The organism is Ligilactobacillus murinus (assembly GCF_003288115.1).
GTDB classification, from domain to species: domain Bacteria; phylum Bacillota; class Bacilli; order Lactobacillales; family Lactobacillaceae; genus Ligilactobacillus; species Ligilactobacillus murinus.
In genome coordinates this window covers 624,943-637,469 of sequence record NZ_CP023565.1, presented here as the reverse complement: position 1 = coordinate 637,469, position 12,527 = coordinate 624,943, and the positions used below count along the sequence as shown (strand labels likewise).

Here is a 12,527-nt window from a genome sequence, read left to right as displayed (position 1 = left end):
ATTAAATTCCCCTAGCGCGGTGGGCGGAGGCTGGAGCGCCACCATTCAGAGAATTATTGCACTTCAACAAAACAAAAAACTCGTAGTAGTTGTGATCTACGAGATTTCTTTGTATTCATTTCAATTGATAGTTAGCTCTTGTTCCACTATGCTTTGCTAATATTTACTAATTTCTATGACTTCTCCGTTGAATTGATCAAGCTCAAAAAATGTCTGATGATCAATACAGGTGCAATCATTTCGACGGTATTCTTCATATTCTTGTAGATCCTCATAATAGTAAATCGCACGTTTATCCCAATCGTTAGGTACCTCTTCTCCTTCATCAAAATAGCTAAAATAACCACGTTCCTTATCTAAAAAGAATTCTGCTAACTCTTGATGTTCTTCTGCAAATTCATAAAAATTGTCATAAATCATTTGCATGATGTTCTCCTCCTCGTAAATCTCTTTGATATTAAGTTACATTTTCTATAAGTTCATATACTCCAGAACTATGCAAGTCTGCTAGCTTGCTAGTACGCGGAGCGCTTGGGCTTGCGTAGTTATGGAGTATATGATATGTGCCAAGAGGCGCCCTAGCGCCTTGCGGAAGGAGCATCGGCGACTGGAGCTATTAAAATTCCCCTTGTGCGGTGGGCGGAGGCTGGAGCGCCACGATTTATGGGTACTGACCACCCGACTGAAAAATACCCTGCAATTTACAAAAAACGGGAGCAAATTGGTAGCATTTTGGTAGCAAAAAGGGAGCAATTTGCTCCCAATTCGCTACCATTTTGCTCCCACTTTCACTTTTTAACAATTTGAGACAAAAAATGCCCAGCAGTGCAGGGCAAAGTTTTTATTCAACTCGGTATGTCGCACCATTATCTCTGATATCTTCATACATTTCCAAATACTCTTTAGATATATGCTTGGCTTTGTCTTCTAAAAACTTAGCATGTGTCAATTCCAAGGCTTGATATTCATTAGCTTTGATATTGGCTGGCGTAATTTTCATGTCTATACACAGCAGTGCTTGCATGAACCACTTAGGATTTTCATCATGCAGTGTCTTCAACGTTTTAACGTAAGTATCAATTAAATTGATAGCAACACTACTTTCGACCATTTCTTCCACACTTTTGCCTAATAGCTTTTTATAGTGTGTAGTTGGTACTCGAGTCTCTTGATAGCAGTATGTCATGTCTGTTATCTTTTGCGCCATTTTATTGAGCGACAACTTAGTAAATTCATCAAAATATGTCTTCATTTTTCACACGTCCTTTCTATGCAATTCGGTTAAGCTTTTTATCGACCTTGATCGTGCCAAATTCCGAGTATTCGGGCCTAGTTATATTGTATACGTACGCATAAACATAACCTTCTTGAGCAGACTCTATATCTGCTTGATACCTATCAGTGTCGTCCAATACAACTAAAATACTGACCAATTCTTTTGTGCGAAGTGCACAATATGCGTATGCCCCACGTTCTTCCAATTCTTTAGCAACATTAGGGTGGTTAGCCTTCAAAAAATATTGTAAGACTTCAACTTCAATACCAATATCTACCGGAAAACCTAGAACACTTTCTAAAATTTTTTCAGCTTGTACCCGTTTTTCTTCTACACTAACCATAGTTAATTACCAACTTTCTTTGTATTATTGCGTGTCATGCACGCCACGTTTTCTCCAAGTTCATAGTTGTAAGGTGCGTACAAGTCTGTTAGTTATCTAACACGCGTAGCGCTCGGACTTGTGCGCTCCTTACAACTATGACATGTCCCAAAAAGCGTTCTAACGCTTTGCGGAAGGCATTTTAAATGCCTGGAGTTCGACTATACTTTTCTAGCGCGGTGGGCGGAGGCGGAGCGCAACTGACTTATAAATAAAAGGCTTGAGCAACATTACAGTCTAACTCAAGCCTCTATTCTAGCTAAAAACAAATGTTTCCTCATCGAATTTGGTAAATCTATGTCTCCCGGCTATCGTTTCCCAATAATCTGTTTCCCACTCTTCACAAAATTGTGTATTAGATAATTGCGAAACATAACCATCTTCAAGCAACATATGGTAAGCTTTGGCATAATCTGAACTTAAATCGTAGATACACTCTGTACTTACGCAATAAATCCCATCATCTTCAATCTCAATATCATCAACGTCAAATCTTGCTTCATTAGCAGCCAACCATTCTCCAGACACTAAAAAGCTTTCCTCGCACGTAGCTTTGAGCCGACTTTCTAGCGTCATCGTTGTACTCTTGACCTCTTTAGTTATAAAATCATAACTAGAAAATGTCACGATTTCCTTGTTCAAATTCGATATGATATGTTCCACACTTTTACTCATCAGTACCTACCTCCATCTGTTGTTGATTAGTAACATTTTCTATAGGCTCATATCCATAAGATCGATGCAAGTCTGTTAACTTACTAACACATGCAATGCCTGGGCTTGTAGCGATATTATGGATATGATATGCCAAAAGGCGTTTTTACGCCTTGCGGAAAGATGTGTTAACGACTGAAGTTTTATCTTGATTTTAGTGCGGTGGCAGGTGGTGGAGCACGTTTTAGATTTTGTAAATTATTATTTTTCGGCACACCACAAAATATATTGCTTACTACGATATTTATTGTTATAATTAAGTTGTAAACGGTTACCTATACATAAGAAAGGAAAAAACACGGAATAAATAATATGTATTTGGTAACTAATATGTCTAATGTACCTACAGCTTATAAATCAACTAGAAATGAGGTCTACATTATGAAAGAAAAAGCTGCTACTCGTTTAGACATTATCACCTATCTAAAATTTTCATTACTACTTTTTATCGCATTTTTTGCACTATTTTCACCCCATACTGTTAATGCCGATACTCAAGAAACTAACGAAACAGAATATGTTGAAACTACGCCTCAGGATATTGATAAGCTAAAACAATATCTCAAAACGATGGATAAATATATTGATAAAAACACAGGATATTTTGATGAAAATCTTGCAATTGATAATAATGAAGAAGAGCTTATACTCGAAGCTGGCCGCGAGTATAATGAGATTCGTTGGCAAGAATCTCAAGGAATGTATGAATCTATAAATAGAAAAAAGCGAAGTATCGCAGACATTACACGTTATGGTAATTGGTGTGGGAAAGGAAATAATGGTCGTGCACCAATCGATATACTTGACGCACAATGCAAAAAGCACGATAATTGTTACTCCTCTAGAGGAATGTGGAATACCTCGTGTGACATCGAATTTCTCCATAACTTAGCTAGAAACTTTGGTGCTATAACTAAACGTGGCACACACGCTACTGCTTATGCGATAGCAGCTATATCTGGGTTTGCTTATAAAGTTGGCGGAACTGCTAAATTAAAAAGCATGTACCCTATCCTTATACCATTTATCCCGTAACAGTTATAGGGAGTGAGTCATCATGACTGCATTAAAACAATTTTGGGACTATTCACTATTAGAAAAAATTACCTTGCTATCATTATCAATTCTGATAATTCTTTTACCGCTAGAGTCAATTTTATCAGCTTTTCATATGGGATTTGTTTCTGTTCAATCTTTTTTGATTGTATGGTTCATAACTGTACTTCTGTGTCTAATAGTACGTAAATGGCTATGGCTATTAATTTCGATTTTCTCCCCTTGGGGAACATTCGTGTTTTGCACATGGTTTTTGGAGCCTGCAATTTGGTATTATGGCAAAGAATGGTTTGGTTTAAATCTCTATTGAGATAACATAATTGTAAATAAGCTAATGGAGTTCGTATCATTTTAGGCTCTTTGTCAACCACTGTGTAAAGAGTAAATATTTTTAGAGAAGCTCTGTGAGAATAGTTTAGGCTGTTTTCACAGAGCTTCTTGTATCTTTACCAAGATATGTTTGGAGATAGATACGAGCTTTGAGATGTTCAAAATTACGATAACCATAGACTGTTCTTTGGCCAATTTCACTCTGACAATATTTCTTTCTGAAAACACACCTTTAACCCTTATAATTGCTGGTATAGGTGTCAAAATATCTTCAGCCTGATAAAATGTCCAACACACACTGTCGACCGTAATCTTCTCAAAATCCGGGTGACCACGATATATCTTGAACTCATATTTATTTGCCTCTTGACCACCTCCAAGAAGATAGTATCCCTGTACGATCTTATAATCTACTTCACTATCCATTAGCTCACTCCCTTACAATTAAGTTTTTTGCTTACCGCTAGAAATTCCATAACAACAAAGCAATAAGACATACGCTCCATAAAAACCAAAAATCAAAATCTGTATCTATAAGCTGCTTAGCCCTAATTAGACTTACCAGCGTAAAGATACAAATAATCATAGTCATAATCATAAACATAACCCCCGCCTGTGACGAAGTTAATAATTTATTTAATTCTTCACCCAAATTTCTTAGCATATCGCAAGACAAATCAAAAGGATTTTTATTTTTCAAACTCTACACCCTCTCTTTACCACGATACATGGTGCAATTCCCCTAGGATCGCCATTGCTTTGCCATTTATGTAAGAATCTATATGCTGCCCCCTCAGTTCTAAAAAACAGAGGTTTATCATGGTACACTAAATAATCTTGTAAGCTATAAGAAAAAATTTGATACATAAACTGATACCTCACTTTTTGATATATTTGCACTGTGCTTTGATTAGCCACACTATCATAGATATATGTATATGGCAGTTTGACCTTTTTATCATGACGTATTCACACTCAAAAATTCCAATTGTTCTCCTTTCTCTTGAATATCAAATTCGTTGTGTGTAAATAGCGCTATAGTCCGTTCTAATTCTTTATAATTGTCGTTGAGTATCTTTGCTACATGATCGATAAAAAGCTGTTTACAAGCTTTATTTTTACTTATGGCACCCACAACAAACAATGCAATCAATACCAATGTTGTTCGGCCATTTCTTTTGATGTGCAAGTCAAATAAGGCTTATCAACGGTGCATTTTTTTCGTAGATAAGCTAGTAAATCATCCTCTCTTTCTTTGAAGTGACTGTTCCTACGTTCTTCTCTTGGTCGTGCGAATTTATACCAACTACTTTTAGAAGTAAATAACTCGGCCTCTGTTAGCGAAGGATCTACCCACGTTTGCATCAGCTGTGTTATATACGCGCGTTGTGCTGCTTTGTATTTACCAGAGTACGCACTGTCTATTATTCGCTGCACCTCAACTTCTCTCAAAGGCTGACTCAATCTACCATTAAACTGATAAAGATTGAACTCACAATTTTCTTTTTCTTTACCTGAAGAAAAAAATGCAAGTGCCAATGTCAAAATAGCGTTATTGCGCCCTAAAACGCCCTTTTGGCCACGAATCCGGCCACGATGTAGTAACATATCAAACCACGGTTCGTCGATTTGACGTAATCGACCATGTTTCCTGATCAATCGCATCTCATGCTCTTTATTTTCTTCTAGCAATGAGTCAGATCGCTTTAAGGACCAATTTAGCCACTCATCAAATGAATAGCGATAATCTTGATCAAAGAATAAGACGTTGTCTTTCCGTGGAACTCGTGCAATTCCAAAATCATTACACCCCATATCAACGTTAAATTTTGATGCGTAAGCTTTTTTTAGGTTTCTAGAAATCTTTTTGGCCACATCTACCACTTTGTAATTAGTCTTACTCGTAACAAATGCCGGGCGACTTAATACATGATATATTTGATAACCTTTGGGAGTTTCAAGAACCATAGTAGGCATAAATCCCATATCTAAGCCTAGTAATAAAACTTCAGACCAGTTCACACTTTTACTATCAATATCGATCACAAATGTGTTGATTTGACGCAGGTTCTTCTCGCTGTATCCCTCTACAATGCCACCAAATTCTCTCTTTTTTCCATAACGGTAAACATTTGGTGTCCAATGAGTAAAATTATCAGTATTATCATTCATAGCCTCGATTGATGTTAAGATCACACCACGACCTACTTTTAGTGCCTCTTTTTCTCTGAAACCAAAAATGGACCCCTTCATTTTCTCTTTATGTCCTACGGGCTTAAGATGACTGTTTAAGTATTTGAACTCCCGTAATCCACTACCAAGGATCGTTTTGTATACCACGTTCATGTTTACCATCTGGCCTCACCACCTAAAAAGAATATAAAAAATAGACCTACACCAGAGTTGATCTCTAGTATAGGTCAAATATTTTATATTAATTTTCAGTAGCTAATTAAGAGTTTTTTACCTACCGAGGAAAACTAAACGCTTAGCCACCAAAAAAGTGGCGGACCTGTGACAAAGCTTATTCTAAGAAGTCTTTTAATTGTTTGGATCGTGAAGGATGACGCAATTTACGTAAAGCTTTGGCTTCGATCTGACGAATACGTTCCCGTGTAACGCCAAAAACTTTACCAACTTCTTCTAAAGTCCGCGTCCGACCATCATCTAGACCAAAACGTAGACGCAAAACATTTTCTTCACGATCAGTCAAAGTATCTAAGACACTTTCGATCTGTTCTTTTAATAACTCATAAGCAGCATGTTCAGCTGGACTTGTTGCATCTTGATCTTCGATAAAATCACCTAAATGCGAATCATCTTCTTCACCGATCGGCGTTTCTAAAGAAACAGGTTCTTGCGCGATCTTTAAGATCTCACGTACTTTTTCAGTTGGCATGTTCATTTCTGCCCCGATCTCTTCAGGGATCGGTTCACGCCCGAGATCTTGGAGCATTTGGCGTTGGATACGGATCAATTTATTGATCGTTTCCACCATGTGCACAGGGATCCGGATCGTCCGTGCTTGGTCAGCGATCGCACGCGTGATCGCTTGTCTGATCCACCAAGTTGCATAAGTTGAGAATTTGAATCCTTTACGATAGTCAAATTTTTCAACGGCTTTCATCAAGCCCATGTTACCCTCTTGGATCAAGTCAAGAAATGACATTCCGCGCCCAACATAGCGCTTAGCGATCGAAACGACTAAGCGCAAGTTTGCTTCGGCCAAACGTTGCTTAGCTTCTTCATCGCCTTCTTCGATCCGCAAAGCTAAAGCCACTTCTTCGTCAGCAGTCAAGAGATTGACACGGCCAATTTCTTTAAGGTACATCCGAACTGGATCATTGATCTTAACACCAGATGGAGCTGATAAGTCACTTTTTGCTAATTCTTTTTCTTCATGACTAGCTTTCTTCAAGCTAAGTTCACTTGGATCACCATTTTCATCCACAACTGAGATCCCAGCATCTTCGACCCGCACGATCAAATTGTCCATTTGTTCGGCATCTAAGTGAAATGGCGTTACCATTTTATCAGTCAATTCATCGTATCTGATTTCTTTTTTTGGTTTATACTCACGTAATAACTCACGCAATGCTTTCTTATATGCCACCGCATCGAAATTCGTATTTTTTTTCTCTTCTGCCAAAATAGAGGCCTCCCTTAAATGATTGACTTCTCTGTCTGCTTTTTTTTCAATAATTCGATCAGTTTAGTCGTCTGTTCCATGATCGCTTTAGCATCTCCCAGACGTTTTGCTTGCTCTAATTTGGTCTTTACCACCTTGATCTGCTCTTCTAACGGAGAATGTTGCATGATAAAGGCTAGGCAATCACTGATCTCTTGTTCATTTACTTCACCATAATCACCTAATTCAAGTGAAATGATGATCTGTCTTAAATGTTCATCTTTTAAAAAGTCTAAAAAACTCGCACTTTCATACTCGGAATAACGATCAAAGTATCCATCAGCCAATAAAAAGATCGTTTCATACTCTTCGTGGATAAATGAAAAATCAGCTAGACCTTTGATGCGCAAAAAGACATCATGTTCATGTAATAAACGGTACAATAATAATCTTTCGGCTTGTTCAGCTGGGCTATAGCGTTTTTTTTCTTGACGCTGTTGGGTACTATAAACGACTTTATCCGAGCGTTTGAGTGAATTTGCCTGATCTTGTTTTAATTGTTCTGACTGGACCTGTTGCATCAAAGCCTGAAGTTGACTAGTTAAGTTATTCTTATCTAGCTCGAACTCTTTGGCTAAACGATTGAGCGTCAGATCGCGTGCCAGCGGATCTTTGACCTGCGCAACTTTTTCTAAAACATCTGTGATATACGCTAATTGATCACTTTCAGTCTCAAGATTACGGCCTACCCGAAAATATTCTAGATAAAATTCTAACTCAGTGCGTTCATGTGACGTCACAAAATCTTTAAAATTTTCTGGACCGTATTTACGAACATATTCATCTGGATCAAGCTTTTCAGGTAATAAGATCGCTCCAAGATCAAACTTGCTCAACGGTGCGATCAATTCCAAAGCGCGCTTAGTAGCTTTGCGCCCCGGAAGATCGCCATCATAACAGATATAGAGTTTACTTGCCGTTTGCTCTAAAAGATAGATCTGTTCACTCGTTAAACTCGTCCCCATCGAGGCTACACCATTTTTGATCCCGGCCCGCCATGCCGCTAAGACATCCATAAAACCTTCAAATAAATAGACTTTACTTTCATGTCTGATCGTCTTTTTAGCCTTATCAAAATTAAAGAGAACTTTACGTTTATTAAATAAGATCCCCTCGGGTGAGTTGAGATATTTAGGCAATTTCTTATCAGGGGTCAAGAGTCGTCCTGAAAAAGCAATGATCGATCCAGTTTGATCTCTGATCGGAAACATGATCCGATCATTGAAACGTTCAGCTAGATCTTCACCTTCACGTTCGCTAAACAAACCCGATTTTCGCAAAGTCTGATAATCATCAAGCTTTTTTTCATGAAAAAAGGCTTGTAAGATCTCAGCTTGCGGGGCATACCCCAACTGAAACTCTGCAATCAGTTCATCACTTAGACCACGTTCATGCAAATGATCCAAAGCTGGCTGACCTAACTTAGTATTTACTAAAATGTGATGATATAACTGCCCAGCTTGCGCATAAAGCCGCTTTAATTTACCAGTCTCGGACTGCGTGTCTTCTGCACCAGCAGCATTTTGCGGTAAATACTTAGCATCAAGCTCGATCCCAGCTAACTCAGCCGTACGATAAACGGCTTCCGGAAATGTCAGGTCCTCGATCTCCATCAAGAATTTGAAAACATTTCCCCCGCGACCACATGAAAAACAGTGAAAGAACTGCTTGGGTTCGTTTACAGAAAATGAACCCGTTTTTTCTGTATGGAAGGGACACAATCCGAACCAATTGCTCCCAGAACGGTGTAACTGGACATATTGGCCTACGATATCCAAAATATTGACATCCGATCTGATCTGATCGATCACATCAGTCGGTATCCTACGTTGACTTACCACGGCCTCACCCCATTTTTAAATATAGTTACGAAAGGTCGCACACAAAAGCACGACCTTTCATAATAAAAATTATACCGATACTAATTTTATAATAGATATATCTTTATTGCAAGAGTAAACGTAAACAATTACTATATCAAATTGACATGTTTTTGACAAGCATTATTATTTAAACATCAAGAGTTTTAGAACTAACCCCCTCAAGTTTAAACTTAGCTTTGGTTGACTAAATTTCATCTGCTAACTTAATTAATGATGTACTTACCCTATCTCTCCACTTTCAATTTTATTAATCCATTGATGTACTTCTTGTTCACTGGTTGCCATTTTGTAGTACACGCCGCTTTCTTGCAAGTGATTGAAGTACTTTTCCTGGATAATCTTTATTTTTTCATCCCCTAAACGCATATTTTCAGCCTTGGTCTCAATCATTAAATAAGTTGGCTTGAAATCTCGCTCAATCTTAAAAATAAAGTCTGGTGTTGTCGTCCCGTTATCATAACGTGGAATCTTAATAGCTCGCTTAGGTAGCTTACCAAAAACCGTTATATTGTTATCGTATGTTTTCTTTAATATTTTTAATTCTGGGTTAACACTGTCATAGCGCAATGGTGGTCGATCATACAAGTACTTGTCATCGCTTGTTGAGTTATTATCAGTATAAATGCCTAATTCATTCGCTGAAATCTCATCAACAAAATCCTGTTTTTTATTGTCGTAAATTGACGTAGATGAAGTAAAATCTAACGGAACATATTCATATGAGCACTTAACTTTTTCGTTGAAATCCGTATTGAATCTGTTCACCAAGTTATTGAGAGTAAGCTCGTTAATATATGCTTTATTCCCACCTAATCGCTTAATAGCTAAAATCATCTGTTCATGTAAAAACTGTACGGGAAGATTAGTCCGAGTTGCTAATTGCTTCAAAAACTGCCCATATTTCATAGTCAAATAAGTAGTCTTATAATCGTAGTTAGTTTCTTGAATCGTAGCATGTTGTTTATTAACCACCACTTCCTGTGAAATCATTTGTGGTGTCTGTAAAACAAAAATGTCTTTACACAAATCTTCAAACACATTCTTAGCAATAATTTTTGCCATATTATCGACATCATCATCAAACCTAATCATCCGTCGACGAGATAATTCCTGCCAAAGTTCTTTAAGTTGATTCCAATTGGACTTGCGTAACTTAACTTTCGTAGAGGGATATTTTTTAGGATCTCTAATTTTTCCTGATGCAACCCTAGTTTTATTTTCAAGCTCAGGGTAAAGCTGTACTAAAGCATCATACCCCATAAGAGTCTTACCATCTAATTGAACATCAGACTTAAATTTATTAGAGCGTGTAATAATTTTATGTTCATCTAAATCTGCAAGCAACTTATCTTCGTTGAAAAGTTCATCTGTCTTCTGACGTGCTTTAACAATTAAATCAATCATCTCGTCAGTCAGTTCTTCATGATTCATTTCAATAGGACTGTCTTCGTTTATTTGGTCAACCAGCTTAGTGGCAAAGTCTTTTTCATCATAACCTATCAAAAAGGATAAACGACTTTCAAATTCATCTTGTTGTAGTCGATGCCCTGTCTCATCGACCGGCAAACGTAACCCCCGACCTACTTCTTGAATCTTACTAATTTCAGAACCTGATGTACGGAGCTTAGCAATCACAAAAACATTAGGGTTGTCCCAGCCTTCACGCAATGTCCATTTTGAAAAGAGAAAACGTCGAGTAATCCAGTTGCCATCCTTGTCCTTAAAACTTAGCAGACGTTCCTTATTTTTCAAGATATCGTTAACTTCGGCCTGGATGGCTTCATCTCCGCTCCCTCGGTCTTCACTGAAATAACCGGCATATACTTCTTGCTTATCCTTTTTCAAATCACGCAAGGTTGCTCTTAAGAAGTCTAGATATTCTTTTTCACGGTCTTCAACAGTTAACTTATACTTAGCAATCAAGCTATTAATTTTCTGTCTAAGCATATCTTCAAAATGCTGAGCCAACCAGCCTTTGGTATGGTCAGGACCACGAAAACTAGCAATACTATCAATAAAAAACAAAGATAATGTCTTCACTCGTGGCGCTTTGCCATCACTTTCAGTGCGCATAAAGTTACGCTCCTCAGCTTCGAAGTGACGATCGATTGCTTGAGAAATAATTTCATCCTGGTAGTTTTGTGAGAAGGTTCCAGGGATGAGCTCCATGCCGGTCTGTAATTCAAGATTATTTGATAATTCTTTCCCACCAGCATAAGTAATATCACTAGCAAATCCTTCATCAATATCTACGAGTTTTTCACCCCTATTGATTACATATTCTTTTCCGTTGCGAGAAAGTATCAATTGCTTGGCATTTACCCCTTTAACCTTATAGCGCTTATTCGCTTCTTGTTCGGTAATATTTGGGTAATTGATATCAATGGCCTTAACCAATCCCTGATTGAAACTGTCAATGGCGTTAAGCGTATACTGTGCCTTACCACGATAATAATCTGTAACAGTTTTCTTATTTTTACCACGGCCTGTTGTACTTTGCGGAAATGTAGCACCAAAACGAACAACTAATTGTGGGTTCATTTCCATGATGGACTTGTAAGTTATCTTATCGCGTGGAAAACGGTGTGGTTCATCAATAATAATGATTGGACGAGTTGCAGCAATAGCTTTCATAGGATCAGTTTCCCCACCAAGCAAGGTTTGATCATAATCACTCTTATGCATCCCTGAATTTTTACTGAGCATTCCAGAATTAATTAATAACACCTGAATCTGGTTAACATTTTGACGAGTAGCTTCAACAAATTCAGACAATTGAGCGGGAAAGTTTTTTCTACCCTTTTTATTCTTGAAGTCCCCAGCATTAATTGTATTTAACTGAATGGATACATTTTCGTATCCCGATACACCAGAAAAGTACTGCCGAGCATAATCAGAAGTAATAAAACTCTTGGTACCTTCCTTGATACTTGGAGTAGGAACAACAATGACAAACTTGAAAATACCCTGCTTGTGCATTTCATACATCATTTGAGTGTAAACAAATGTCTTACCTGTCCCAGTTTCCATTTTAATATCAATAAAGGATTTCTCGTTGCCAGCATATTTCAAAATTGGATTAGCATAAATATATCCCGCATCAGGAGAAGTTGAGTTAACATCAACGCCCGCAAATTTTTCATTAATAGCGTCAATAGCTTCAATCTGGTGTGGTAAACGTTCAAGTTGAATTTTCAT

12 protein-coding genes are annotated in these 12,527 nt (G+C 37.7%); 2 read left to right on the top strand and 10 right to left on the bottom strand.

Going from position 1 to position 12,527, the window contains the following annotated elements:
* Positions 1 to 156 precede the first annotated feature (156 nt).
* From CPS94_RS03190 to CPS94_RS03175, 4 genes are all read right to left on the bottom strand, one after another.
* The gene (locus CPS94_RS03190) at positions 157 to 426 is read right to left on the bottom strand and encodes a hypothetical protein (protein WP_112195137.1); all 270 of its coding nucleotides are present in this window, start codon (positions 424 to 426) and stop codon (positions 157 to 159) included.
* Between the two features lie 415 nt (positions 427 to 841).
* On the bottom strand, positions 842 to 1,252 hold the full coding sequence (locus CPS94_RS03185) for a hypothetical protein (protein ID WP_112195139.1): 411 nt from the start codon (positions 1,250 to 1,252) through the stop codon (positions 842 to 844).
* Positions 1,253 to 1,268: 16 nt separating this feature from the next.
* Positions 1,269 to 1,619 carry a hypothetical protein gene (locus CPS94_RS03180; RefSeq protein WP_004047774.1) on the bottom strand — a complete coding sequence of 117 codons (351 nt, stop codon included), beginning with the start codon at positions 1,617 to 1,619 and terminating at the stop codon, positions 1,269 to 1,271.
* A gap of 294 nt (positions 1,620 to 1,913) precedes the next feature.
* Positions 1,914 to 2,333 carry a hypothetical protein gene (locus CPS94_RS03175; RefSeq protein ID WP_004047775.1) on the bottom strand — a complete coding sequence of 140 codons (420 nt, stop codon included), beginning with the start codon at positions 2,331 to 2,333 and terminating at the stop codon, positions 1,914 to 1,916.
* A 420-nt stretch (positions 2,334 to 2,753) separates the two neighbouring features.
* Between CPS94_RS03175 and CPS94_RS03170 the strand changes: the two genes are divergently transcribed.
* Complete coding sequence (locus CPS94_RS03170) at positions 2,754 to 3,407, top strand: phospholipase A2 family protein (RefSeq protein WP_225359704.1); 654 nt, start codon at positions 2,754 to 2,756, stop codon at positions 3,405 to 3,407.
* A 22-nt stretch (positions 3,408 to 3,429) separates the two neighbouring features.
* Positions 3,430 to 3,738, top strand: coding sequence for a hypothetical protein (locus CPS94_RS03165; RefSeq protein ID WP_039935990.1), 309 nt, complete (start codon positions 3,430 to 3,432; stop codon positions 3,736 to 3,738).
* 116 nt (positions 3,739 to 3,854) lie between these two features.
* On the opposite strand, the gene CPS94_RS03160 is transcribed toward CPS94_RS03165, so the two are convergent.
* The 6 genes from CPS94_RS03160 to CPS94_RS03130 form a co-directional block, all read right to left on the bottom strand.
* On the bottom strand, positions 3,855 to 4,184 hold the full coding sequence (locus CPS94_RS03160; RefSeq protein ID WP_112195143.1) for a hypothetical protein: 330 nt from the start codon (positions 4,182 to 4,184) through the stop codon (positions 3,855 to 3,857).
* Positions 4,185 to 4,221: 37 nt separating this feature from the next.
* Positions 4,222 to 4,458, bottom strand: a complete 237-nt coding sequence (locus tag CPS94_RS03155) for a hypothetical protein (RefSeq protein ID WP_112195145.1) — start codon at positions 4,456 to 4,458, stop codon at positions 4,222 to 4,224.
* A 449-nt stretch (positions 4,459 to 4,907) separates the two neighbouring features.
* Complete coding sequence (locus tag CPS94_RS03145; protein WP_112195149.1) at positions 4,908 to 6,113, bottom strand: primase C-terminal domain-containing protein; 1,206 nt, start codon at positions 6,111 to 6,113, stop codon at positions 4,908 to 4,910.
* Between the two features lie 169 nt (positions 6,114 to 6,282).
* Positions 6,283 to 7,407 (bottom strand): RNA polymerase sigma factor RpoD, encoded by a 1,125-nt coding sequence (gene rpoD, locus CPS94_RS03140; protein WP_004047907.1) that lies wholly within the window; start codon positions 7,405 to 7,407, stop codon positions 6,283 to 6,285.
* A gap of 14 nt (positions 7,408 to 7,421) precedes the next feature.
* Positions 7,422 to 9,287, bottom strand: coding sequence for a DNA primase (gene dnaG / locus CPS94_RS03135; protein WP_162626404.1), 1,866 nt, complete (start codon positions 9,285 to 9,287; stop codon positions 7,422 to 7,424).
* 261 nt (positions 9,288 to 9,548) lie between these two features.
* Positions 9,549 to 12,527 carry a type III restriction-modification system endonuclease gene (locus CPS94_RS03130; protein ID WP_112195151.1) on the bottom strand — a complete coding sequence of 993 codons (2,979 nt, stop codon included), beginning with the start codon at positions 12,525 to 12,527 and terminating at the stop codon, positions 9,549 to 9,551.

Bases quoted from the DNA above. Each gene is read 5' to 3' on its own strand.
- CPS94_RS03190 (WP_112195137.1), bottom strand. From the start codon at position 426: ATGCAAATGATTTATGACAATTTTTATGAATTTGCAGAAGAACATCAA.
- CPS94_RS03185 (WP_112195139.1), bottom strand. From the start codon at position 1,252: ATGAAGACATATTTTGATGAATTTACTAAGTTGTCGCTCAATAAAATG.
- CPS94_RS03180 (WP_004047774.1), bottom strand. From the start codon at position 1,619: ATGGTTAGTGTAGAAGAAAAACGGGTACAAGCTGAAAAAATTTTAGAA.
- CPS94_RS03175 (WP_004047775.1), bottom strand. From the start codon at position 2,333: ATGAGTAAAAGTGTGGAACATATCATATCGAATTTGAACAAGGAAATC.
- CPS94_RS03170 (WP_225359704.1), top strand. From the start codon at position 2,754: ATGAAAGAAAAAGCTGCTACTCGTTTAGACATTATCACCTATCTAAAA.
- CPS94_RS03165 (WP_039935990.1), top strand. From the start codon at position 3,430: ATGACTGCATTAAAACAATTTTGGGACTATTCACTATTAGAAAAAATT.
- CPS94_RS03160 (WP_112195143.1), bottom strand. From the start codon at position 4,184: ATGGATAGTGAAGTAGATTATAAGATCGTACAGGGATACTATCTTCTT.
- CPS94_RS03145 (WP_112195149.1), bottom strand. From the start codon at position 6,113: ATGGTAAACATGAACGTGGTATACAAAACGATCCTTGGTAGTGGATTA.
- CPS94_RS03130 (WP_112195151.1), bottom strand. From the start codon at position 12,527: ATGAAAATTCAACTTGAACGTTTACCACACCAGATTGAAGCTATTGAC.